The following is a 24,095-nucleotide window of genomic DNA, read 5'->3' as shown; positions in this document are numbered from 1 at the left end:
CCGGGATCCTCGACCGAGCGCGGATCGCCACCGCTGTCGCCCTGGAAGCTCGCGTCGAAGGCCGCTACCACGTAGCCCGCTTCGGCCAGGGCCTTGCCGTAGATGTTGCCCGATGTCTGTGCTTTGCAGCTGCCGGTGGGGTGGGCGGAGACGATGGTGGGATACACCTTCGACTCGTCGAACCCCGGCGGGAAGTAGATATCGGTCGCGATGTCCCAGGCCCAACCCTTGACCGGCACCGTTGTGATGTTGTCTGCCATGACCTTCTCTCCCGTTCTGTAGCTATTCACTGGCTACAACACGAAGCTACGGCCGTTTCGGCAGTCGAAGAAGGTCAGAACAGTGCATAGGAACAATCTCTCCCAGTCAGACCGGGTCGAGCGTCGGGCAGACCGGACCAAATCGTCGCCGACCAGAAGTCTAGGCCGGGCCGCTCGCGAGTTGCCCTTCGGCAACGTGGGGGCAGGGCCGATACTCCCGCCCCCACGCCGTGTGCCGTCAGATCAATTCAAGCTGCCCAGCGAGGTCGCGACTGCCACGCTGTCGCTACCCGTGCTGACCAACGGTGAGCCGATCAAGCGTTGGAGACAGTACCCAAAACTGTCGGATCGAGCTCCAGGCCGATGTACTCCTCGGCATGCGTCGCGAAGCCGTCCTCAGTTTTCACGATGATGGTGTTGTGGATCTTCTGGCCGTTGATCTCGCCGGAGAACTGCACGAGGAAACCGGTATCAGTCACAGTGAAACGGCGGTTGGTCATCGTGGGCAGACCCCCGACAGTGTGTACGTTCTCGATCGCCTTTTCGAACGAAATCCAGATGTTGTCGTTGGAATGCCAAACCTGTGCGCCGGGCGCGCAGAGCGGGGCGAAATTGTCGACGTTGTCCAGTGCGTCGAGCCATGCCTGCGCGAGCTCTGCGTTCGTACGGGTGCTGGTTGTCATCGTTGACTCTATTCTCTTGGCCCGACGGGGTGCCGGGATTTTGTGAATTGCTGTGCGGATCAGGTGTTCCGACAGCGGTGATATTCAGTTGTGGTCCGGTGGGATCTCAGACGGCTTGCGTCCACGTGTGTAAGGCGTCGAGATCGACGAGCGCGCCGAGTGCGGTGCGCATGATGCCTGCCATATCGACTGCGTCGGGTTGCACGGCCCACTGCAGCTGCACGCCGTCGAGCAGGCCGATCACGCTCGACGCGGCATCCGCGTGGGAGAACTTCCCGCGGTATATCCCTCGCTCGTCAGCCAGTGCGAAACGCTGGGCCAGCAAGTCGCGGTAGGTGTTTCGGCGAGAGCGAAAGTGTTCGTAGGCCGGATGTGCGGGCGAGGTGGCCTCGGCGACGAGCATGACGTACACCCGAACCAATTCAGGCGTGTGACTCAGGGCGTCGGCCAGATCGATGATGCCGAGTAGTAAGCCGAAGTCTCCGGGCCGGAACGCGACAGTCTGCGCCCACTCGTCGCGCTGCTCCAGCACCGCGAGAAGCAGCGCTTGTTTGTCGGCGAAGTGATGGAAAATGTTTGCTGGACTGATGCCGGCATGCTCGGCGACGTTGCGCAATGTGCCGCACGCATAGCCCGAATCAGCGAATACCTGAAGTGCGCTGGCCAGAATGGCCTCACGCTTCGCCTCGCTCTTGGCGTAGCGGCCGCGCGTCCCGCAGCGGGTTCTGAGCTGGGTCATCGTCGTCCCGTCCATGTGCCCGGCAGGCCGGGATGCAAACACTATATTAAATATCTACCAGATGTTCAATATTATATTTTGTATGGCGATGGCGTGCTAGCTTCAGCTCGGTAGCCGCCACACGGAACATCTTTCGACCCTGGTGCCCCCGATGCGGGGGACCGACAGAACGGAGCAGTCGGTGCCGACTGACTTGGAACGATTGATCGCGATCGAGGACTGCAAGCAGGCCCGATACAACTTCCACCGGTCCCTGGATACCAAGGACCGCGACCTCTACCTCTCGACAGTGTCAGCCGACCTGGTGTTCATCCCGAAGGACGCGAACAACCCCGACCTCGGCGAGATCGTCATGAACGGAGCCGACACGTTCTGGGGTTTCGCCGAGCAGGTTCTGCTCTCGCGCAAGTCGATCCATCTCGGCGTCGCGCCACAGATCACGGTGATCGACGAGAACAACGCCACCGGGTTCTGGTACATCTACGGCTATGGCGAGCTCACCGAGGCGGAGGCGGCAGAGAAGGCCGCCGAGGCGAAGGAGATCGATGAACACGCCAAACAGGCACTCGAGATCTTCGCCGCGGATGCGGGCGGCAGCAAGAAGAGCCTCGCCTTCGAGAGCATCGAGGACGAGTATGTCCGGATCGATGGCAAGTGGGTCATCTCGAGGATCCTCGTAACCGCCCTCGCGAGCCTCTGAGGTCGCAGCCGCACGACGGTGTTCGGTCACCGCAGGTACGTGCCTGCGGTGATACGGAATCTGGTGAGGGGTGTTCGCGGCGCTTCTTGGGAACAGATTCTCCCCTGCAACGGGTGGTCGGCGGGTGCCACCATCGACTCGGACATCGCCACGGCACGACGCCGTGGGCCGTGCGCCACCCACCGTCTGGACGCGGATAAGCGGTTGGCGCCGAGTGGATCGAGGAGACCGTCATTTCTACCAATATTTCCGAGCAACCGTCGCTCCATGCGGCGACACTGATCGTCGGTGGCTCGTTGGGTGGGTTGACCACAGCGCTCGCGCTGGCGGCTCGCGGAAGGGCGGTCACCGTTCTCGAGCGGACAGGTGGGCGCACACAGCGGGGCGTGGCCATTCTGGTATCCGGCGCGAGCTTGCGTGGGGCGCTCGGTGCGCAAGCGCGCGAGATCGTCGGTAAGGCACTCGGTCCCGCGTCGATGCGGCAAGGGGTCTACCCACACTCCTGGTGGGACGTGTATTCGGCACTGCGCGATGCCGCCGATGCGGAGCCGCTCATCACAGTGGTCGAGAACGCTCACGTCACCGAGGTCGGACAGGACGACGACGCTGCCTGGGCCCGCCTAGCGGACGGATCGGTGTGGACCGGCGACGTGCTGCTGGGCGCCGACGGCTACCGCAGCGTGGTTCGCCGCTGGGTGGATTCGGCCCGGCCTGTCGCCGACTACGCGGGATACGTTGTGTGGCTGGGGCAGTCGGATCTGCCGGAGTACTACCTCGAGCGGGCAGGCGGCCCCGACTTCTTCTCCGGGGAGGACGACATGCTCGCCGCATACCCGTTGATCGATCGCGACGGCGGCGTCACCCGCTACGGATGGGGCTGGTTCGATCCGCACCACACCTCGTTGTTCCGGCGGATCGGAGCAATCGACGGTGCGGAGGTCAAGTACACGCCGCGCGTGGACGCTGTCCCCGGCGAGGTCTACGACGAAATGATCCGCACCGCCGAGGCTCGGTGGCCCGAACCCTGGCGCACGGGTGTCGTCGAGGCGTTCCGGGCGAGGGATGTGGTGGCCACCCCGATCACCGAATACCTGCCGCATCGGGTGGTCAACGGCCGCATCGGCGTACTCGGTGACGCCGCGCACGCTCAGACGCCCATGACCGGTGCCGGATTCGAAGAAGCAGTAGCGGATGCGGTCGCGCTGGCAGAGGCGCTCGACGGCGTGGATGCCGAGCAAGGCCTCGAACGCTATGAAACGGCCCGGTTGGCCGGAATGCGCAGTCGGGTATCGGCAGGGCAGTCCTTCAGCCGGTCCTTCGCGGGCATCTAGAATTCTTCGGAGCTGCGAGAATCATGGTCGTCGAACTCGATGTGATTGCGGCGCAACAAGATCCACCCTGACGCCGCAAGCGGACCTCGACCGGTGTCGAGCCCCGCTTGCCGTGCCGGTGCGGCTCGTCAGTCCAGGTTGATGTAGACCGCTTTCGGGTAGAGGTAGGACTCCACGTGTTCCTTGGCGCCCTTCCATCCGTATCCGCTCATCTTGTACCCGCCGAAGCCGATCGAGGGGTCGAGGACGCCGTAGCAGTTCACCCAGATCGTGCCGGCCTGGATACCGCGGGAGACGTTGTGCGCGGTGGACAGGTCACGGGTCCATACCCCGCCCGCCAGTCCGTATTCGGTGTCGTTGGCGATGCGGAGGGCGTCGTCGACGTCGTCGAAGGGAATGACCGAAGCGACGGGCCCGAAGATCTCCTCGCGCGCGATGGTCATGGTATTGGTGGCATCAGCGAAGATGGTCGGTTCCAGAAAGTAGCCCGCACCGAGTTCGTCGAGGCGCTTGCCGCCGGCGACCAGTTCGGCGCCCTCGGTGCCGCCGATCTGGATGTACTGCTGCACCCGGTCGAGCTGACGCTGATTGATCAGCGGTCCCAGCTGCGTGTCCGGGTCGAGGCCGTCGCCGACGCGCACGGTCTTGGTGAATTCGCCGATGCGGGCGACGAATTCGTCGTAGATCGGGCGCTGCACGAGGATGCGGGAGCCGGCGACGCAGACTTGACCGCTGTTGGTGTACACGCCCATAGCGGCTCCGGGCACGGCCTTGTCCAGGTCGGCGTCGGCGAAGACGATGTCGGGTGACTTGCCGCCCAGTTCCAGCTGCAGTCGTTTGAAGTTGGTCGCCGAGGCGCGCACGATCGACCGGGCGGTGCCGACCGAACCGGTGAACGCGAGCCGGTCCACATCGCGATGTTCGGACAGCGCCTGGCCCGCTTCAATGCCGTAGCCGGTGACGACATTGATCACGCCGTCGGGTACGCCGGCCTCGGCCAGCAGTTCCGCGATACGCAGTACTGACAGCGAGGCATCCTCAGCGGGCTTGAGCACCGCGGTGCAGCCGGTAGCGAGCGCGGGCCCGAAGATCCACCACAGGCCGATCAGGGGGCCGTTCCACGGAATGACGCCGCCGACCACGCCGACGGGGGCGAGGTGCTTGAGGGTGAGGAAGTTGCCCGGCAGTGAGTTGGGGGGAGTGGAGGCAGTCGCGAGGTCGCACTGGGAGGCGAAGAACTGCAGGACCTGCGAGGTCCATTCGGCCAGCCCGCGCGTGCGCTGCAGGGGGGCGCCCATGTCGAGGGTCTCGATGGTGGCGAGCTCCTCGAAGTTGTCGAGCACCACATCGTGGACCTTCAACAGCAGCTTGCGTCGCTGGTGCGGCGTCCAGCGGCTCCACTCACCTTCGAACGCGCGCCGGGCGGCGGCGACAGCGCGGTCGATATCGGTGGCATCGCCCGCGGCGATCTGCGAGATGACCTGCCCGGTGGCCGGATTGACGACGTCGATCTGTCGCCCGGAGGCGGCGTCGACCCACTGGCCGTCGATGAGATGGCGCTTCGGGCCGGAGATGAACGCGGGCACTTCATGAACTGATGCGAGCATATACGGCATAATATATTCTCTTGAAGGCACTTGTCGCTGTTTCGGCCAGGCATCCGAAAACAGGCCGAGCCCTCGGATGGAACCGGGATCGGTAGTGGTGTTGCGGTCAGAGATCGTCGTCGAGGTGGTCGTCGTCCACGGGGCAGGTCAGCAGCTGCTCGATGAAAATTTTCGTGGCGGGGCTGAATTCGCGTCCGCGAGCGGTAGCGAGGTGGATCCGCCGCTCGGCCCATGGCTCGTCGAGGTCGAGTACGGCGACGCGACCGGTCCATTCGTGGCCCACCAGGCATTCGGGCTGCACGGTGACGCCCAGCCCGGCATTGACCAGGCTGATCGCGGCGCCGCCGCTGCGCAGGACGTGCTTGGGCGTGTACTCCTCGCCGACACGCTGGGCTGCCGCGCGCAGCGCCCCGACCAAGGCGCGTGGAGCGATCAGATTCTCCGGCAGCAGATCCCGGATCGTCACGCTGGGCCGCTCGCTGAGCGGGTGCCCGAGTGGGACCACCGCGACGATGCGGTCGCGCCGATACGGGGTCACCTCGACACCGTCGAGGTCGAGCCCGTACGCCGAGGCGAAAACGCCCAGGTCTGCCTCGCCTCGTGCGACCTCCTGGACGATGTCAGCGTTCTCGACCTCGTGCACGACCAGATCGACCAGCGGGTATTCGCGGTTGAAGTCGCCGAGCTCACGGGCCAGGAACGGCACGATCACCGACCGCGCCGACACGATCCGCAACTCGCCCTGCACGCCCTCGGTCAGTGCGGCGAACTCCGTGCGCATGTCGTCGAGACTGTCGAAGATCATCCGTGCGTGACGGGCCAGGATCGCACCCGCCGGACTCGGCACCACGCCCTTGGGGCTGCGGTCGAGCAGCTTGACACCGGCGATGTTCTCGAGCACTTGGATCCGCTTGGTCGCGGTAGACGCGGCGATGTTCTCGCGGATCGCGGCCAGGCCGATCTGCTGTTCTTCGATCGCGGAGAGGAACAGTCGCAAGGTGAACAGGTCGACCTGTCGAATCAGGTGCAACCGGTTGAGCGTGCCCATCTCACCTCCGCGGACGATCTGTGGCCGGTGACTCCGAGCATAGTCCAGATGCCGACAAAGAATATTTAATATCTCGCATTCAGGAAGTCGGCACCCGTTCGATGAGAGCGACCTTGACATGGTCGGGGCGTTTCAGGGTGCCGTCGGGCACCAGCTCCACGACCGACTTCACATTGAGCGCCGAACGCACCCGCCCTTCGATGGTGGTGCGCAGGTCCTCGCGCTGCTCGGCGCTCAGATCGTGGGCGTACTCGACCACCAGCGGCAGTGGACGCTGGGTCGAATGACCCTCGAAGTCGGCTCGGATGCGCATCTCGCCGGTGGTCGCGGGAACCAGTTCCATGACGAGCTCCTTGACCGCCGACGGGAACAGGTTGATGCCACGCACGATGAGCATGTCGTCGGTGCGTCCGACGCAGCGCACCTTGTAACCCGTTCGGCCACAAGCGCAGTCGGTGCCGGTCACCACCACGTGGTCGCGAGTGCGGAACCGCAGCAGGGGAGAGGCCTGGCGGCGCAGGGCGGTGTAGACGAGCTCACCGCCGGCGCCGGCGACCGGCGCCACCTGTTCGCCGGTCTCCGGGTTGATGAGTTCGGCGATCATCAGATCCGGCGACAGGAAGTGCATGCCGTCGCCGACCTCGCATTCGCCCCAGTAGGTGCACGCGATATCGGTGCCACCCAACATCTCCCGTGCCGTGGCGCCCCAGAGCGACTCGAGCTTCTCGCGCACCGCGGGCAGCCCGCCGCCGGGTTCGCCGCCCACGCTGATCGCGCGCACCCCTAGCTCGGCGGCGGCGCGGCCGACGATCTGCGGAGCCTGCTCGGCCAGGTGGGTGAGGAAGTAGGGGGTGCCGATCAGGGCGTTGGGGCGCTGATCGGCCTGCACACGAAGCAGTCGCTCGGCGCCGGCCTCCGCGCCGATCGGGATATCGACGATGCCCATGTACTGCAGGATCTGCACGATCGGCAGGCCGCCGACAAAACCCTTGCTCATGCCGAAGCCGTGCAGCAAGCGGTCGCCGGGCCGAAAACCGTTGGCGTACAGGGCGCGTGCGCCCAGCTCGCTCCAGGTTCGGATATCGCTGACGGTGAGGCCGACGTAGGACGGTGAGCCGGTGGTGCCCGACGAAGCCTGGATCTGCACGATATCGGCATCGGCGGCCGCCACATGCGCACCCAGCGGCGGAGCGGCGGCGAGGCTGTCGCGCAGTTCCTGCTTCTCGGTGAACGGGAGATCCGCCAGATCGGCGACCGTCTCGATCTTGCCGACGTCGACACCGTGCTCGGCGAACTTTGCCTGGTAGAACGCGCTGTTTGCGGCCAGATAGGCGAGCTGCTCCCGGAGGCGCTCGTCTTGGACCCGCCGCGACTGAGTCGCCGACAAGGTCTCGACGGCACTCCAGTACTGCGCCGAGAAAGGAACACTTCTCATGATGACTCCCGAATGGCCGTTGCAACGTCGCCGCGCTACCGTTGCGGTTCGGCGACGATTGTTCCCTGACCATAGTTGGGCTATTACAGCTATTCAATTCACTGTCTTCGAACTACCACTTCGGAATTTTTCACTTGCTAACAGACTGGGTGCGGGTCAATCTCGAACTATCGGCGGCATGCCTGCCTGACCTGCTGGTTCATGGGCGGTTGTGGGTAGGCCGGCTCGATTTGGTCGAGTATCGGACTCGGATCGGACCACCCGCCGGGGGATTCGAAGCTGTCGAATGACGAATTCGAAGATCATCACTTGGCGCCCGAGTGGGCGGGAATTAACGTACTGCTCGGCGAAACAATTATCCGAAACATCGCATTACGGAGCGCAAGAATGAATTCGAACTTCCTGGACGAGTCGCAGGCCGACTGGCTCGACACCGTGAACAAGTTCATGGACAACGAGATCACCGTGGAGTACGTGCGCAAGTGCGACACCGGCCGGGAGTACCCGTACGAGGCATACGAGAAGATCGCCGCGCAGGGCTGGCTCGGCATCCTCATCGACGAGGCCGAGGGTGGCTCCGGCGGTGACATCTTCGACTACTCGCTGATGGCCGAGGGCCTGGGCAAGTACGGTTTCGACTTCGCCTGCTCGGTGCTGGTGCCGACCTTCACCGCGATGAACATTCTCAAGTACGGCACCGACGAGCAGAAGGCGCGCTACGTCAAGCCGTTCATCGACGGCCAGATCCGGTTCTCGGTCTCGATCTCCGAGCCCGACGCCGGTTCCGACGCCTCCAACACCAAGACCCGCGCCCGCCAGGAAGCCAACGGCGACTGGGTGATCTCGGGCCAGAAGCTGTGGTGCTCGGGTGCCGCGGCCAAGGACACCGTCATCGCGATGCTGGTGCGCACCGATGCCGACGACAAGCACGGTGGTCTCTCGGTCCTGCTGATCCCGAACGACACCCCGGGCCTGGACATTCGCAAGCTGCCGACCCTGTCGCGTCATGCGACCGGTACCACCGAGATCTTCCTCGACGAGGTGCGTGTGCCCGCCGACGCGCTGCTCGGCAAGGTCGGACAGGGCTGGAAGATCATCACCGATCACCTCGAGCTCGAGCGTTGTGCCGTCGCCGCGGCTTACGTCGGCAACGCCCAGGAGGCGGTCCGCGCGGCCAACAAGTACGCCCATGAGCGTATCCAGTTCGGCAAACCGATCTACGAGTTCCAGGTGCTCAAGCACATGCTGGCCGAGAACCAGACCCGCGTCGACGCCGCGCGTCTGCTCTGCTACCGCGCCGCCAAGATGAAGGCCGCCGGTCTGCCCGCCGCCCGCGAGACCTCCATGGCCAAGCTGTACGGCTCCGAAACCCTCAAGCAGTGCGCCCTCGACGGTATGCAGATCCTGGGTGGCTACGCCAACCTGCCCGAGGCCGACATGGAGCGCTACCTGCGCGAGAGCGTGCAGTCCACCATCGGTGGCGGCACCTCGCAGATCCAGCGCACCATCATCGCCAAGTCGATGCGCCTGTAGTCCGGCGTGTAAATCACCCTCCCGAAAGCACTCTGAGGAGAACTTCGATGGCCACCATCAACAATCGCATCGACATGCCGCTCGACGAGATCGAGGTCGGCACCGTGTTCCGCTCCGGCGGACGCACCATCACCGAAGCCGACGTCGTGAATTACTGTGCGCTGACCGGCAACTGGATCGAGATCCACTCCAACGTGCACTACGCCGCGCAGACCCGCTTCGGCAAGCGCCTGGTGCAGGGTTCGCTGACCTACTCCCTGATGACCGGCCTGATCCAGTTCGGCCCGTCGATCCAGGCGAACTACGGCATCGACAACCTGCGCTACCTCAAGCCGGTGCTGATCAACGACACTATCTACGTCACCGCCGAGGTCATCGCCAAGAAGGACAAGGACGAGAAGTTCGGTGTCGTCACCTTCCTGATGAAGGCGCTCAACCAGGACGGCGACGTGGTCCAGCGCAGCGAGTGGAGCCTGCTGATGCTGCGTAAGCGCGAGGACCTCGACGCACTCGTCGGCGCCTCGCTGCCGACCGAAAAGGTGCGGGGCTGACCTCATGACCGCACAACCCGTCGCAGCGATCGTCGGCATGGGCGATGCCTATGCCACGCGCGCCAATCGCAAAGACCCGCTGCAGCTGGCCGTCGAGGCCACCGTGGCGGCACTCGCCGACGCGGGGATCACGAAGAATCAGGTGGACGCCCTGTTCACCGGTCGTTCGCCGTGGGCCGACAAACGCTCGCAGTGGAACAACATCTTCGCCTCGCACATGCAGATGCCGTTGACGTTCACCAGCGAACTCACCCTGCACGGCGCCGGCCTCACCGCCACCCTTGCCCAGGCATCACAGATGATCGCCGCGGGCAAGGCGGAATACGTGCTGTGCCTGCAGAGCGATGCGACGGAGTTGTTCGTCGACGCCGTGGCCATGGGCGCGGAGGCCGACGCGGATCCGCAGTTCGAAGTGATGTACGGACCGACGATCCCGTCCCTCTACGCCCAGGCCGCGCGCCGGTACTTCCACGAATTCGGCATCACCGAAGCCGATCTCGCCGAGGTCGCCGTCGCCAACCAGCGCTGGGGCGCCCACCACCCGCACGCGGCCAAGGCCAAGCACGGCGAGATCGATGTCGCCACGGTGCTCGCCTCGCCCTACGTGGCCACCCCGTTGCGCCGGTGGATGTGTTCCACCTGGGGCGGCGGCACCGGCGGTGCGCTGGTCGTCACCGCGCCCGACAATGTGCGGGCCGACCAGAAGCCGGTCTACCTGCACGGGTACGGCTCGGCCACCACGCACGAGTACCTGTCGGACCGGATGAACATGCGCACCTGCAAGTTCGCCGACTTCGGCACCCTGCCCAACCTCACCCACACCGCCACCATCGAGGCGGCGCGGCAGGCCTACGCGATGGCCGATCTGGGCCCCTCCGACATCGACATGGTGCAGATGTCGGTGAACTTCGCGCACATGGGCCCGATCGTCATGGAGGACTTGGGTTTCGCGAAGAAGGGGCGTGGTATCGACATCTATCGCGAAGGCCGCACCGGCGTCGACGGCGACCTGCCGACCGACACCAACGGCGGCTGGCTGTCCTTCGGCCAGCCCGGCATCTCCTGCAACATGGACACCATCATCGAGACCGTGCGCCAGCTGCGCGGACAGGCACTGGGACTGACGCCGACCCGCAAGCCGGAAACCGCACTGGTGCAGGGCGCGGGCGGCATGTTGGCGGCGGGCAGCGTCCTGGTGCTGGCGTCCTGAGCGGGAATCGGAGAACATCATGAGCGAATCAACCAACGACTGGCCGCATCCGTACCAGCTGCTCGACGCCGCGCCCTATTGGGCGGCGCTGGACGATCAGCGCTTGACCTTTCAACGCTGTGCCGACTGCGCCGAAGCCGTCTGGCCCGCGCATTCGTACTGCCCGTACTGCGCCTCCGCAGCACTGGCCTGGGAAGAGTCGGCCGGACGCGGCACGGTCTATTCCTTCAGTACGGTGATGCGCGGCCCGACCCCGGTGTGGGCGTCTATCACGCCCTACACCGTCGGATTCGTCGAGATGGCGGAGGGCTACATGCTCTTCGCCCAGATCGAAGGCGACCCGGAGTCCATCGCGATCGACCAGGACGTCACCGTCCGCTTCGTCGAACGTGGCGCCCAGACCATCCCCGTTTTCACCGCCGCGAACCCCGGGTAGAGGTGCACGATGACACAAGACGATCGATCACGACCAGGGCAGGAGTAGGCGATGCAGAACGAACTTCCGCTGGCCGGGATCGTCGTGGTCGAGCTCGGTGACAGCGCCTCGGCGCCGTTCACCGGCAAGATCCTCGCCGAACTCGGCGCCGAGGTGTGGAAGGTCGAGCGGCCGACCGGGGATTCGTCGCGAGGCTGGGGCCCGAGTATGTGGAAGGGCAGCGGCGCTGCGTTTCACGCACTCAACCGCGGTAAACGGTCCATCAAGATCGACATCAAGGACCGCGATCAGCTTGCGCTCTTGCACCAGTTGATCGCAGAACGCGCCGATGTGTTCCTGCACAATCTGCGACCGGGCTCGGCGGCCAAATACGGCCTGGATGCCGAAAGCCTGCGGGTGACCAAGCCCGAACTCGTGCATTGCGAGGTCGGCGCCTTCGGACACAGCGGGCCGATGAACATGCTGCCAGGCTATGACCCGCTGATGCAGGCGTTCTCCGGAATCATGAGCATCACCGGCGAGAACACCGGACCGCCGGTGCGCGCGGGGGTGTCGATCATCGACTTCGGCACCGGCATGTGGGCCGCGATCGGCATCCTGGCCGCGCTGCATCGCCGTCAGTCCAAGCTCGACGGCGCCGCGGTGAACGCGTCGCTGCTGGAAACGGCGATCGGATGGATGTCGATCGGCGCGGCCGGCTACAACGCCGACGGCGCACCCGGCGAACGCCACGGATCCGGCGTCGCGTTCATCGTGCCGCACCGCGCGTACTCGGCCGCCGATGGCGATCTGATCGTCAGTTGCGGCAACGACGGCCTGTTCGCACACCTGAGCCGGGCGTTGGATCGGCCGGAGTGGGCGAGCGATGAGCGGTTCGCCACGAACGCGGGACGGCTGGCCAATCGGGCCGAGATCGACCGGCTGATCGGCGATCGGCTGGCCGAACACCCGCGCGAATACTGGCAGAAACGGTTGCGGGACTTCGGTGTCCCGGTCGCGCCGGTACAGACGACCGCCGAGATGGTCGCTCACGAGCAGACCAGGGCGCTCGGCATTATCGGCGCACCCTCCCAAGACGAGATCGGGGTCGTGGGTCTGCCGTTGTCGTTCGACGGCAAACGGCCACCACCGTTGGCGGCCGCGCAAGATATCGGCGGAGCCGACGACCAACTGCGCGACAGTCTCCGAATGGGTGGAAACGGCAATGGGTAGTGCCAGTGGCCCGCTCGCGGGCATCCGCATCGTCGAACTGGGCGGGGTCGGACCGACCCCGTTCGCCGCGATGCTGCTGTCGGATCTGGGTGCCGACATCATCCGGTTGGATCGCCCCCCGGGCTACGACGGTGGCGCGCCGATCAACGCGCGGTTCAATCTGCTCAACCGGGGCAGGCGCAGCGCGGTCTTCGACTTGAAGAAGCCCGCGGCGGTCGAAGCGGTGCTGCGACTCGTTGCTGAGGCGGACGTGGTGCTCGAAGGATTTCGGCCCGGCGTCGCGGAGAAGCTCGGCCTCGGCCCCGAACAGTGCACGGCGGTCAATCCGGCGCTGGTCTACGGCCGGATGACGGGCTGGGGCCAATTCGGCCCGCTCGCACAGGATCCCGGCCACGACGTCAACTACATCTCACTGACCGGCGTCTTGCACTCGGTCGGCCGCGCCGGTGAACCGCCCGCCATCCCGCTGAACCTGGCGGGTGATTTCGGCGGGGGCTCCTTATATTTGGCGCTGGGTGTGGTGTCCGCGCTGCTGGAAAGCCGCACCTCGGGTCGGGGCCAGGTGGTCGACGCCGCCATGGTCGACGGCTCGGCCTCGCTGATGACCCTGTTCTACGGCCTGTTCGCCGCCGGCTACTGGAGCGACGAGCGCGGCGTGAACCGGCTCGACTCGGGCGCGCCTTGGTACAACGTGTACGAAACCGCCGACGGCGGCTGGGTCAGCGTGGGCGCCAACGAATCCCGCTTCTGGCGCAACCTGCTGCGCATCATGGAAATCGACGAATCGGAGATGCCCGATCAGCACGACAAATCGCAGTGGCCGTCGGTGCACAAGCGGTTCACGTCGGTATTGCTGACGAAGACCCGCGACGAATGGTGTGCCCTCGCAGAGGGGCAGGAGGCGTGCCTGGCCCCAGTGCTCTCGCTCACCGAAGCACCGCGACACGCGCACCTGCGTGCTCGCGGGACCTTCGTCGACATGGACGGCGTGGTACAGCCCGCTCCCGCACCGCGATTCAGCCGTACACCGGGCATGATCCAGCGCCCACCCGCCGAACCCGGCGAGCACACCGACGAGGTTCTGCATGATTGGGGCTTCACTGCTACCGAGCTCACCGCCCTGCGTGATCAACAGGCCATCGCCTGACCGCAGTGTGACCGACGAAGCGCTCGGCGCGAAACTTCCGCCGAGCGCGTTCTCGTTGCCCGGTGTGGCTACTTCGAGCCTGTCGGCCCGAAGTTGAATTCCGAGGGTTGGAGAATGACAAACCCTTCGCCGAGGAATCGCACCTGCGCGACCTCACCGGACCCGCCGCGCAGCATCGATCCGAAACTCTGGGTGCGCACGATGGAGGTCTGCAGGCTTGAGGACCAGCCGATCAGGGCATCGGAATCGGCGAACACCGGTTGCTGGTGACTGACTGGGATGACGATCGGCTGACCGTGGCTGGTGATCGCCAGCCGACCCTGTCCTTGGAACACACAATTGAACAATCCGCCACCGACGAAAGCGCCTGCGCCGGAGACCATCTGGATGTCATAGCCGAGCGAAGGCTCGTAGACGAGGATGTGTTTGCCGTTGATCGACAGTGAATCGCCGGGGTCGAGGTCGATCAGAAAACACTCCGAGGAATGGTGCGCGAACCAGACCTCGCCCTGCCCGCGGCAGCTCATCAACGGCACCCCCTCACCGGTCGCGAACCGCTTGACCAGGTTGCCCAGCCCCTGGCTCTTGACCTCGAACGCGAATTGCCCGCGGTAGCCGATCATGGCACCTTGGCGGGCGTACACCTCGCCGTTCACGCAGGCCTTCACACACCTGGAGTGCTGCAGGGTGATGCCGAGTTGCGTTGCCTGCTGGGCCATATTGTCGGCGTGGAAGATCTCACTGCGCATGCGCGTCTGTGCTCCTGAACGATTGCGGGGCCGCCTGTTCGGGTCGGCGCGGGCCGGCCGAGCGCCTGCCCCACGATACCGAGCTGCCGGAGCGGTGCCCACCACGCGATCTTCGGTATCAGCGGGTGAGTTCGCTCGTTAGCCGGCGATGTGGTCCTCCTCGGCTCGAGGCGGGTCGCATCGGGGTTGTCAGACGTCGGTGCGAATCTGCAACGTCTCGGGCGTGAAGGCCGCGCCGGTGGACACCAGATGATCGATCTCGTCGGCACCGAACCCGTACTCGCTGAGTACCTGGACCGAGTTCTCGCCGAGTCGCGGTGCGGGATAACGCAATTCGGGTGCGTCCTCGCTCCACTGCTGGGGGATGCCCAGCGACCGGAGTGGTCCTTCGGTCGGGTGCTCCTCCTCGACGAAGAAGCCGACATCTTTCATGTGCGGGTCGTCGAGAAGGGACTCTGGTGTGTTCATTTCGATGGCGGGGATGTCGGCCTCGGTGAGGATCTGCACCCATTCCGCTGTCGTCTTGGATTCGAGTACTTCGGCGAGGAAGCCGTAGAGCAGGGCAATGTTCTCGGTGCGGCCACCGATATCGGCGAAGCGGGGGTCCTGCGACATGTCCGGTTTCCCCGCCAGTGCGAAGAATCGGTGCCAGTGCTTGTCAGTGTAGACGTTCACGCCGAGATAGCCGTCACGGGTCCGGTACGGGCGTCGGTCGGAGTTCATCATCCGGGCGTAGCCGGAGGTGCCGATCGAGGGGATGAACGTGTGGCCGTAGAGGTGATCGCCCATGGCGAACTGGGCGAAGGTCTCGAACATCGGGACCTGGACCTCCTGGCCGTGTCCCGAGCGTTCGCGGCGGTACAGCGCGGTGGTGATCGCGTTCGCCGCGGCCATGCCGACGACGCGGTCGGCGATCGCGGTGGCGATGTAGGTTGGCTCACCGGTTTTGCGGCTCTGCAGTACCGGCATGCCGACGGCGGCCTGGATCAGGTCGTCGTATGCGGGCCGGTCGGCGTACGGGCCGTTCTGACCGAAACCGAAAGCGCCACAATAGATCAGGCGCGGATTGCGCTCGCGCACCTGTTCGTAGGCCAGGCCGAGACGGGCCATCGACTTCGGGCGCAGGCTGTAGAGCAGCACGTCGGCCGAGGCCAGCATGCGCTGCAACGCGGCATTGCCGTCCGCGGATTTGAGATCGAGCACCACACTGCGCTTGTTGCGGTTGAGGTGCAGGAAGATCGCGCCCATGCCGGGGTTGCGGCGTGGACCGACACCGCGCGTGGTGTCACCGGCGGTGGATTCGATCTTCACCACATCGGCGCCCATGTCAGCGAGCAACAGGGTCGCGAAGGGGCCCATGAAGTTCGAGGTCAGGTCGAGGATGCGCACGCCGTCGAGCGGTCCGGTCATGTGTTCGTCTCTTTTCGTGGTGCGGGAGACGCGGCCGGGCTGAGCCACCGGCAGCGATCATCGATCGTGCCGGGAGAACCCGAGGTCCGGTCACCGGCTCCTCTCATCGTAAAACGCGAGTGCTATCGAACCCAGTGACATGTTACGAAGCCCGAATTCGCGGACGCCGAATCAGTCGGAACTCGTGATCTGACAGTAGTTCTTACTGGGGGTGGGGGTTCATGGGAAGAATCTTTCCCATTGTCGGGAGGTTCTGCCGGCGACAAGCTTGTCGCATCGGCTTCGAGCCGGAGCAGATCTCATCGAAAGGATCGTGCCTGATGCGCACAAGCGTCAACTTCTCGAGCAACGGCCTGCGCATGGCGGGCATCCTGTTCACCCCCGACAACCGCACGGGTGAGCGCCTGCCCGCCGTGGTGGTGTCGCACCCCGGCGGTGGTGTGAAGGAGCAGACCGCCAGCATCTACGCGCAGCGACTGGCCGACAAGGGCTACGCCGCGCTCGTCTTCGACGCCGCCTACCAGGGTGAGAGCGAAGGCGAGCCCCGCTTCCTGGAGGACCCCTTCCAGCGCAGCGAGGACGTCAAGTCCGCGGTCACCTTCCTGACCACCCGTGACGATGTCGACCCCACCCGCATCGGCGCCCTCGGTATCTGTGCCTCCGGTGGTTATGTGCCCTTCGCCGCGCAGACCGACCACCGCATCAAGGCCGTGGCCACCGTCAGCGGTCTCGATATCGGCGACTACCTGAGCAACGGCCTCGGCCGCACCCAGGACCCGTCGGTGCTGCAGGAAATGCTCGACGCCGCCGGTGCGCTGCGCACCGCCGAGGCGCAGGGCGCGGAGCCGAACTACCAGATCTGGGCGCCGCCGAGCGCCGAAGGTCTGGAACAGGCGCCGGAACTGTTCCGCGACGCGCACGACTACTACCGCACCCCTCGCGGGCAGCACGAGCGCTCGGAGAACAAGTGGCCGCTGCAGAGCATCGACCGGATCGCGCAGTTCGACGCGTACGCCAAGATCGCCATGATTTCCCCGCGTCCGCTGCTGATGATCGTCGGCTCCAAGGCTGACACCGCCTACTTCAGCGAGGAGGCCGTCGCCGAGGCCGCCGAGCCGAAGGAACTGTTCGTCGTCGACGGCGCGACCCATGTCGACCTGTACGACCTGGACCAGTACGTCACCCCCGCCGTAAACAAGCTCGACGAGTTCTTCGGCAAGGGTCTGGCCGGCTGATCCCGGCCGACGCTCACACAGGCGTCTGCCCCGCACGGGTGATCCTCGTGCGGGGCAGACGTTTTCGTGTCTCGGTCAGGGGGTCTTCACCAGGATCGGACCGTCGCCGAAGATGGTTCCGGTATCGACCGAGGGCAGCGCGGATCGGGTCAGCGTGCCGTCGGCGTTGACGTCGAAGATGTGGATCTTCGTTGTCACCGTGGTGGGCAGGCAGTCGGCGACGTAGAGGTGGCGCTCGTCGTCGCTGAGTTTCACCAACCCGGGATAGGACCCGGCCGGCGCACGGTACGGGGAACCGGGCAGCGGCGTCAACGCACCATCCGGACCGATCGAGAATCCCGCGATCGCGCCGCCGGCGACCTCGGGAATGTAGACATAGCGTCCGTCCGAGGTGACCTCGGCCGCGTGCGGCATCCCGCCGGTGGCGTACGGCGAACCGGGGGTGGGCGTCAGGCTTCCGTCGTCGCCGACCGCGAAACCTGAAACACTGCTGCCTTGTTCATTGCTCACGTAAACGAACCGGCCGTCGGGCGTGTAGCCCGGATTGACCGGGAGCCTGCCGCCCGGCACGGGATCGCCGAGCGCGGTGAGCTCGGCGTCCGCACCGATCGCGTAGCTGTGAATCTTGGCGTCGGCGGCACTGGTGAAGCGCAGATAGCGGCCGTTCGGGTCGACGGTGATCATCGGGAAGACGGCGAATCCGTCGACCGTGGTCTCGCGCAGGAAGGTGAGCGCGCCGGTGGGGGAGACGGCGTAGGTGCTGATCCGTCCCGGTACCCCGCCCGCCCCGATGAACAGGAATCGTCCGTCGGGCGTCAGGATCGAGGTGACCACCGGGCCGCCGCTGAACGCGACCTCACCACCCGGGATCGGATGCGCCGTGCCGTTGTCGTCGAGGTGGTAGCCGGTGACGCGCTGCGCGCCCACCTGAGTGACATAGACATCGCGGCTCTCGGGTGCCGCGGCCACCGACAGCACGGCGGGACCCGCGCCGAACGGTGAGCCGGGCACTGCGGACAACCCGCCGTCGTCGGCGATGCGCAGGACCGCCACATTGCCGGTGGCGGTGCCGCCCATCAGCAGGAACTGTGACTGTTGACCGGGTGCTCCGGCGGCGGTGCCTGCCGCCCAGCCGGCGCCGAGGACCACCGCCGCGAGCGCGGCGGTCGGCTTCAGGAGCAGCGGGGCGCGACGGCCCGCCCTACGTCGTGGGAATGTCGTCATCGACTACCTATCCGAACTATCCGCTGTGTCAGACGCCGAGGAAGTCGTGGTAGCGGAAGGTGATGTCGCCGTCGAGCATCTCGAGCAACTCGGCGATGACGCCGGACTCGTCGCGCCAGGCGAGATAGGCCTCGAAGTTCGCGCGGGTGTCCCACTTCTCGACGAAGAGAATCCGGGCGGGTTCGTCCTGATTACGTGCGACCTCGACGCTGATATTGCCCGCGAAGCTGCGGGTACCGGGCAGGTTCTTGATGAACCATTCGCGCAGATCGTCGAAACGGTCGGCTTTGGCGGACATGTCGATTGTTACCTGAACAGCCATGGAAATGCAGACTCCTGTCGGCAGGAAAGGGAATGTTCGGCGGAAACTCCGGCAGCGAACGAAACGACCGTAACGCGCATCACAGTCCAAGCCAATTGGCGAATTGGCAAGTGGCGATTCGATCAGCGCGAAGTGGCTGGTCAGCGAGGTCTGGGTGGGTTCGGGGCCGGTGAAGTGAGGGTTCGAAAATCGTCAATTGATTCGCACCCAGGTCTGGATATGATCGAGGTCACTCATTCGGAAACTATTCCGGGAGTTCCTTTTGCAGCGTGGCAACGGCCATCTCGTCGATGGTGCGGTGCGTGCGGCTGTATTCGTGCGGCAGGAGTTCGATGTGGCGGTGCGGCGAGAAAACCGTTCGAGTCTGTATATTGGCGGTCAATGGGTCGCCCCGGTGACCACCGATACTTTCGAGGTCGTCTCACCGTTCACCGGGCAGCCGATCGGTCGCGTAGTGGCTGGCTCTCGCGAGGACATGGACCGTGCAGTGTCCGCCGCCAGGTCGGCGTTCGACACCGGCCCGTGGCCGCGGATCAGCCTGGCCGAGCGGATGGCGGTTCTGAGTCGGCTCGGTCAGGCGATCGCCGAGCACCGCGGCGAGATCGCGGCGTTGATCACCGAGGAGATGGGCTGCCCGATCACGCAGACGCTGGCCTCCCAAGCAGGCGCGGCGATCGCGCTCATCGAGACCAATCTCGAACTGGTGCAAGACTATCCGTGGCGGACTGTGCGGCGTTCGGCGATCGGCAACGCGCTCGTCACCAGGGAACCACTCGGTGTGGTCGCGGCGGTTGTGCCGTGGAACGCGCCACTGTCGGTGGCGATGCTGAAACTCGCGCCCGCGCTACTGTCCGGCTGCACCGTGATCCTCAAGCCGTCGCCCGAGGCGCCGTTGAGCGCGTATCTGCTCGCTGAACTCTCTGATGCCGTCGGTTTTCCGCCCGGCGTCCTGAACATCGTGGTCGCCGATCGCGCCGAGAGCGAATACCTGGTCACCCACCCCGGGGTGGACAAGGTGTCGTTCACCGGCTCCACTGTGGCGGGACGTCGTATCGCCGCGCTCTGCGGCGACGACCTGCGCCGCTACACCCTCGAATTGGGCGGCAAGTCGGCCGCACTCGTCCTCGACGACGCCGATCTGGCTGCCGCTGTCGCTTCGCTGCGCACGCTGTCGTTCCGCTACAACGGGCAGGCCTGCACGAACAAGACCCGCGTGATCGTCTCGCGTTCTCGCGCGGACGAACTCGTCGAACGCCTCGCCGACGCGGTACGTGGACTGCGGATCGGTGATCCCGCCGATCCCGCGACCGAGATCGGTCCGCTGGTCAGTCCACGCCAGCGCGCCCGCGTCGAGGGATACGTCGCCGGTGGCCGGGCTGACGGCGCGAAAGTCGTGGTGGGCGGCGGCCGCCCGGATGGCTTCGAGCACGGTCTGTTCGTGGAGCCGACCGTGTTCGCCGAGGTGACGTCGGACATGGCCATCGCCCAGGAAGAGATCTTCGGTCCTGTCGTCGCGGTCCTGGCGTGCGACAGCGAGGACGAAGCGGTCGCGATCGCCAACGACACCGTCTACGGGCTCAGCGGCGCGGTCTACAGCGCCGATACCGACCACGCTCTCGCGGTGGCTGCCCGGCTGCAGACCGGCAGCGTCGAGATCAACGGCAGCAGTACGGGTTTTCACGCACCGTTGGGCGGGTTCAAACACAGCGGCATCGGCCGTGAAGCCGGCCTCGAGGGGTTCGACGCGTTCGTCGAACCCAAGTCCTACGGCATCTCCGGCGACATCGCCGCTGCCCTGTCCTGAACTTCACCCGCACTCCGAAAGGCACGTCAATGTCGACTGCACAACGTCTGTGGCCACTGGCCGGGGCATCGATCACGCTGGACCACGGACTCATCACCATGGGTCAGCACGGTCCACTCACGGTGCCGATCCCGACCTTCCTCATCGAGCACGAGCGCGGGCTGGTCCTGTTCGACACGGGCCTGGTGCCCGAGGCATGGAACGATCCGCGCGCCGTCTACGGCGACCTCGTCGATGTGTTCGCGCTGGACTGCCCGCCGGAGAACACCCTGGAACTCCAGCTCGCGAAGGCCGGGTTCGCACCGTCCGACGTCACCCACGTGGTCATATCGCACTCGCACTTCGACCACACCGGCGGCATGTATCTGTTCCCCGACGCCGAGTTCTACATGTCGGAAGTGGATCTGCGCTATGCCTTCTGGCCCGACCCGCCCTACCAGGGCTTCTACCGGCCGCAGGATCTCGAGCTCACCCGCTCGTTCGCGTGGAATCCGCTGCGCGAGGACTACGACCTCTTCGGTGACGGCAGCATCCAGATCCTGCAGACTCCAGGACACACACCCGGCGAGGTGAGTCTGCTGGTGACGCTGCCGTCGCGGAAATTCCTGATCACCGGAGACGCGGTTCACCTGCGGTCGGGCCTGGTCTCGGAGTGCCCGTGCCCGGTCGACGTCAACGCCATCCAGGCCGTGCAGTCGATCCAGCGGATCAAGCAGATCAGTGCCGCCCAGCAGGCCGAGGTATGGGTCCTGCACGACCCGCAGGACTGGGAGCGGCTGGGAACCGTCGAAGGCGGCTACGCCTGATGACCAGCTCCGGTACCGGATCGGTCGGTGTCACCGCGCGACTGGCCGAGCACGTGGCCGCCGTGGCGAATTCCTCACTCGGTGCCGACGATGTCGAGGCGATACGGCGACTGTTCCTCGACAACTTCATCGTCTCGCTGTGGGGCAGTACCCGACCTGCGGCAGGTCGGGTTCGGGAGTGGTCGAGGCGCTTCGCGGGTACCGGTAGAAGTCCGGTGCTGCAGTCTGATTGGTGTACCGAAGCGTCGGTGGCGGCGTTGGTTCACGGGACGGCGGCGCACAGTTACGAGCTCGACGACACCCATGACGTGACCACCAGTCACCCGGGGTCGGTCGTGATCCCGGCGGCGCTGGCCGTCGCAGCGGAGACGGGCGCTTCGCAAGCCGACCTGTTCCGGGCGGTGGCCGCGGGCTATGAGGCGATGGTTCTGATCGGCACGGCAGCGGGTGGTTTGGAGACCGTGCATCGGGGGTTCCATCCGACGTCGGTGTTCGGTGCGTTCGGTGCGGCCACGGCAGCAGTGAGCCTGCACGCTTACCGCGATGGGCAGCTGGTCGATCCCGAGATCCTGGTGGCGGCATGGGGTCACGCGCTGTCGCAACCCAGCGGGTCGATGCAGTTCTCGGTCGAGCCGACCGGTGGTGAGGTGAAACGGGTCCACGCCGGGCTCGGCGCCCGAAACGGTGTGCTGGCGGCGGATTTCGCGCTGATACCGGAGCTGACGGCGCCCCGCCTGGTCGTCGAGGGCACCTACGGTGTCGCGGCGAGTTTCGGCGGTCCGCTGCGCGAGGTGACGCCGGGAGACCGGCTGCGTATCCACACCATCAGCTACAAGCCGTACTCGTGTTGCCGCCTGTTCCATTCGACGATCGACGCGTTGGCCGAGGTGACCGACGGATTCACGATCCCGGTCGAGCGGATCACCGAAATCGTGGTCGGTGGGCCACAACTCGTCGCCGACCAGCATATGACCGAGGCCGAGTCCACGATGACCGCGCAGTACAGCTGTCCGTACATCGTCGGTGCGACGCTGGCCTACGGTCCGACCCGTTACGACGCCTACGGCGAGGAGTTCCTGAGGGACGAACGGATCCTCGCGATCGCCGCGAAGGTCCGCTTCGAGGTCGACTCGGATCTCGAAAAGCGCTACTACCCAAATCATTTCGCCTCGTCGGTGCGTCTGCGATTCGCTGATGGCAGTTCCGCGTCGGCGACCGTGATCGACAGCGTCGGCACCGTGGCGGCTCCCATGACCACCCCGCAGCTCATCGCGAAAGGCGCCGGGCTCGCAGCCCGTGACCACGTGCCCGACGGAACCCGGATCGCCGCCCTGCTCTGGGACGACGCCACCGATGGCCGAGATCTGGCCGTGCTCCTCGCGGCCGGGCATTCGACGAAAGAACAAGCGTGAGAATACGAGACCGTATCGGCAGAAGACGGCGCATGATGTCGCTGGGCATCCTCGCGACCGCCGCTCTGCTGATACCCCTGCCCGTCTCCCCGGCGCTCGGCGCCCCCGGCACCGACTATCTGTATGTGGCCGGTGCTGCCTCGGACCGGCTGCTCGGCTACCGGGTCGGCGCCGATGGGGCACCGCGACTCGTCGCGGACGTACCCACCGGATTCGGCAACCTGTCGGTGAAGGAGTCGGCGGATCACCGCTTCCTCTATGTCCTGACCATCACACCGGCCGCGGCGATCTTCGCCTACGAGATCGGTGCGGGCGGCGACCTGTCCCCGGTTCCCGGCACCCCGACCGTCCTGTCGGAACCGCCGCTCGGGATGAACCTCTCACCCGACGGCAAGCATCTGGTGCTGCTCACCGGCCCCAGCCTCGATGGCGGTGCCCACCTGCAGGGCTACTCGGTGGCCGCGAACGGGGCGCCGACGCCGCAGGGCGTGCCGGTGGCGATCGGCCCGGTCGGCATCGCGGGTGGCCCGGTGCCGATGCCGGTGGTCTCGCCCGACAGTCTGAATGTCTACGTGTCCAACTATTCCGGCGGCACGATGACTCGGTTCGAGCTGCGTGCCGACAGCACGGTCTCAGCAGCCCGCGAGTCTGTGCGTACCGGCGGCGGACCGGTCAGTCCGACGTTCTCACCGGATGGCCAGTTCGTCTATACCTCGAACGAACATACGTCGAGTGTGTCGGCTTTCCGGTACCAGCCGACGACCGGCGCGCTCGTCGAGGTGCCCGGATCGCCGTTCGCGGCGACGGGGCTGACCCCGCACGGCATCGGGCTCAGCCCCGACGGGAGGTTCCTCTACACCCCGAACGCGCTGACCAATGACGTCACCGGTTTCGCGGTCCAACCGGACGGGGCGTTGCGGCCGTTGCCGGGTTCGCCTTTTCCAGGCGGGCCCGTCGGCACGATGCCCGGTCAGGTGTTCGTTTCCTCTGATGGTCAGCGGCTCTACGCCGTCGATCTGGCGGGGACCTCGCCGACACCCACGGTCGCGTTGCGTGGCTACCGCATCGAGCCCGACGGCGCGCTGACACCGGACGCGGGCGAAGCGGTCGGCACCGGACTGCTTTTTTCCGCGGCTTCGCTGCTCGTGGCCGGTCGGTAGCGGAGATACATCGCGTCGACTGTCCAGAAACATGGACATCCGCGCGTCCTGGATGTCCCTACCGTCGAGACATAGGACATG

The 24,095-nt window shown here is 65.7% G+C and carries 23 protein-coding genes; 13 read left to right on the top strand and 10 right to left on the bottom strand.

Annotated features, from left to right (window positions below; translation table 11 throughout):
• The 3 genes from ACFULV_RS32150 to ACFULV_RS32140 form a co-directional block, all read right to left on the bottom strand.
• Nucleotides 1-260, bottom strand: a 260-nt coding sequence (locus ACFULV_RS32150) for an alpha/beta hydrolase (protein WP_378663318.1), incomplete at its 3' end; no start/stop codon positions are given.
• A gap of 314 nt (nt 261-574) precedes the next feature.
• Nucleotides 575-943: a hypothetical protein gene (locus tag ACFULV_RS32145; protein WP_378663316.1), complete on the bottom strand. Its 369-nt coding sequence runs from the start codon at nt 941-943 to the stop codon at nt 575-577.
• Nucleotides 944-1,049: 106 nt separating this feature from the next.
• Nucleotides 1,050-1,697, bottom strand: a complete 648-nt coding sequence (locus tag ACFULV_RS32140; RefSeq protein WP_378663314.1) for a TetR/AcrR family transcriptional regulator — start codon at nt 1,695-1,697, stop codon at nt 1,050-1,052.
• Nucleotides 1,698-1,863: 166 nt separating this feature from the next.
• Between ACFULV_RS32140 and ACFULV_RS32135 the strand changes: the two genes are divergently transcribed.
• Both ACFULV_RS32135 and ACFULV_RS32130 read left to right on the top strand, forming a co-directional pair.
• The gene (locus ACFULV_RS32135; protein ID WP_378663312.1) at nt 1,864-2,382 is read left to right on the top strand and encodes a nuclear transport factor 2 family protein; all 519 of its coding nucleotides are present in this window, start codon (nt 1,864-1,866) and stop codon (nt 2,380-2,382) included.
• 386 nt (nt 2,383-2,768) lie between these two features.
• Entirely contained in the window at nt 2,769-3,713 is a 945-nt protein-coding gene (locus ACFULV_RS32130; RefSeq protein ID WP_378663309.1) for an FAD-dependent monooxygenase, read from the top strand.
• 128 nt (nt 3,714-3,841) lie between these two features.
• Here ACFULV_RS32130 and ACFULV_RS32125 read toward each other — a convergent pair whose 3' ends face one another.
• The 3 genes from ACFULV_RS32125 to ACFULV_RS32115 form a co-directional block, all read right to left on the bottom strand.
• On the bottom strand, nt 3,842-5,320 hold the full coding sequence (locus tag ACFULV_RS32125) for an aldehyde dehydrogenase family protein (RefSeq protein WP_378663307.1): 1,479 nt from the start codon (nt 5,318-5,320) through the stop codon (nt 3,842-3,844).
• Between the two features lie 106 nt (nt 5,321-5,426).
• Entirely contained in the window at nt 5,427-6,368 is a 942-nt protein-coding gene (locus ACFULV_RS32120) for a LysR family transcriptional regulator (RefSeq protein ID WP_378663305.1), read from the bottom strand.
• Nucleotides 6,369-6,447: 79 nt separating this feature from the next.
• The gene (locus ACFULV_RS32115) at nt 6,448-7,803 is read right to left on the bottom strand and encodes a phenylacetate--CoA ligase family protein (RefSeq protein WP_378628062.1); all 1,356 of its coding nucleotides are present in this window, start codon (nt 7,801-7,803) and stop codon (nt 6,448-6,450) included.
• 387 nt (nt 7,804-8,190) lie between these two features.
• Here ACFULV_RS32115 and ACFULV_RS32110 point away from each other — a divergent pair, with 387 nt between their 5' ends.
• From ACFULV_RS32110 to ACFULV_RS32085, 6 genes are read left to right on the top strand one after another with little or no spacing between them, the layout of a single operon-like run.
• Nucleotides 8,191-9,336, top strand: coding sequence for an acyl-CoA dehydrogenase family protein (locus tag ACFULV_RS32110; RefSeq protein WP_378628064.1), 1,146 nt, complete (start codon nt 8,191-8,193; stop codon nt 9,334-9,336).
• A 47-nt stretch (nt 9,337-9,383) separates the two neighbouring features.
• On the top strand, nt 9,384-9,887 hold the full coding sequence (locus ACFULV_RS32105; RefSeq protein WP_364708891.1) for a MaoC/PaaZ C-terminal domain-containing protein: 504 nt from the start codon (nt 9,384-9,386) through the stop codon (nt 9,885-9,887).
• 4 nt (nt 9,888-9,891) lie between these two features.
• A complete protein-coding gene (locus ACFULV_RS32100; RefSeq protein ID WP_378663303.1) occupies nt 9,892-11,097 on the top strand; it encodes a thiolase family protein in 1,206 nt (401 codons plus the stop codon).
• 19 nt (nt 11,098-11,116) lie between these two features.
• Nucleotides 11,117-11,533 carry a Zn-ribbon domain-containing OB-fold protein gene (locus tag ACFULV_RS32095; protein WP_378663300.1) on the top strand — a complete coding sequence of 139 codons (417 nt, stop codon included), beginning with the start codon at nt 11,117-11,119 and terminating at the stop codon, nt 11,531-11,533.
• A 51-nt stretch (nt 11,534-11,584) separates the two neighbouring features.
• Nucleotides 11,585-12,745, top strand: coding sequence for a CaiB/BaiF CoA transferase family protein (locus tag ACFULV_RS32090; protein WP_378663297.1), 1,161 nt, complete (start codon nt 11,585-11,587; stop codon nt 12,743-12,745).
• The gene (locus tag ACFULV_RS32085; protein WP_378663294.1) at nt 12,738-13,892 is read left to right on the top strand and encodes a CaiB/BaiF CoA transferase family protein; all 1,155 of its coding nucleotides are present in this window, start codon (nt 12,738-12,740) and stop codon (nt 13,890-13,892) included. Before ACFULV_RS32090 ends, ACFULV_RS32085 begins: the two co-directional genes overlap by 8 nt.
• Before the next feature lie 68 nt (nt 13,893-13,960).
• Here ACFULV_RS32085 and ACFULV_RS32080 read toward each other — a convergent pair whose 3' ends face one another.
• Nucleotides 13,961-14,641, bottom strand: coding sequence for an AIM24 family protein (locus ACFULV_RS32080; RefSeq protein WP_378663292.1), 681 nt, complete (start codon nt 14,639-14,641; stop codon nt 13,961-13,963).
• 189 nt (nt 14,642-14,830) lie between these two features.
• Entirely contained in the window at nt 14,831-16,051 is a 1,221-nt protein-coding gene (locus ACFULV_RS32075; RefSeq protein ID WP_378663290.1) for a CaiB/BaiF CoA transferase family protein, read from the bottom strand.
• A gap of 320 nt (nt 16,052-16,371) precedes the next feature.
• On the opposite strand from ACFULV_RS32075, the gene ACFULV_RS32070 reads away from it, so the two are divergent.
• On the top strand, nt 16,372-17,286 hold the full coding sequence (locus ACFULV_RS32070; RefSeq protein WP_378663287.1) for an alpha/beta hydrolase: 915 nt from the start codon (nt 16,372-16,374) through the stop codon (nt 17,284-17,286).
• Nucleotides 17,287-17,361: 75 nt separating this feature from the next.
• Here ACFULV_RS32070 and ACFULV_RS32065 read toward each other — a convergent pair whose 3' ends face one another.
• The gene (locus ACFULV_RS32065; protein ID WP_378663284.1) at nt 17,362-18,510 is read right to left on the bottom strand and encodes a lactonase family protein; all 1,149 of its coding nucleotides are present in this window, start codon (nt 18,508-18,510) and stop codon (nt 17,362-17,364) included.
• 28 nt (nt 18,511-18,538) lie between these two features.
• A complete protein-coding gene (locus ACFULV_RS32060; RefSeq protein WP_378663282.1) occupies nt 18,539-18,832 on the bottom strand; it encodes a putative quinol monooxygenase in 294 nt (97 codons plus the stop codon).
• Between the two features lie 394 nt (nt 18,833-19,226).
• Between ACFULV_RS32060 and ACFULV_RS32055 the strand changes: the two genes are divergently transcribed.
• The 4 genes from ACFULV_RS32055 to ACFULV_RS32040 are packed head-to-tail and all read left to right on the top strand — an operon-like array spanning nt 19,227 to nt 24,014.
• Entirely contained in the window at nt 19,227-20,636 is a 1,410-nt protein-coding gene (locus ACFULV_RS32055) for an aldehyde dehydrogenase (RefSeq protein ID WP_378663280.1), read from the top strand.
• 29 nt (nt 20,637-20,665) lie between these two features.
• A complete protein-coding gene (locus ACFULV_RS32050; RefSeq protein WP_378663277.1) occupies nt 20,666-21,442 on the top strand; it encodes an N-acyl homoserine lactonase family protein in 777 nt (258 codons plus the stop codon).
• A complete protein-coding gene (locus ACFULV_RS32045) occupies nt 21,442-22,854 on the top strand; it encodes an MmgE/PrpD family protein (protein ID WP_378663275.1) in 1,413 nt (470 codons plus the stop codon). Before ACFULV_RS32050 ends, ACFULV_RS32045 begins: the two co-directional genes overlap by 1 nt.
• A gap of 32 nt (nt 22,855-22,886) precedes the next feature.
• Nucleotides 22,887-24,014: a lactonase family protein gene (locus ACFULV_RS32040; protein ID WP_378663272.1), complete on the top strand. Its 1,128-nt coding sequence runs from the start codon at nt 22,887-22,889 to the stop codon at nt 24,012-24,014.
• Nucleotides 24,015-24,095 lie beyond the last annotated feature (81 nt).

This window comes from Nocardia sp. NPDC057272, assembly GCF_042668615.1.
Taxonomy (GTDB): Bacteria; Actinomycetota; Actinomycetes; order Mycobacteriales; family Mycobacteriaceae; genus Nocardia.
This window is presented reverse-complemented; position numbering and strand designations above follow the sequence as displayed.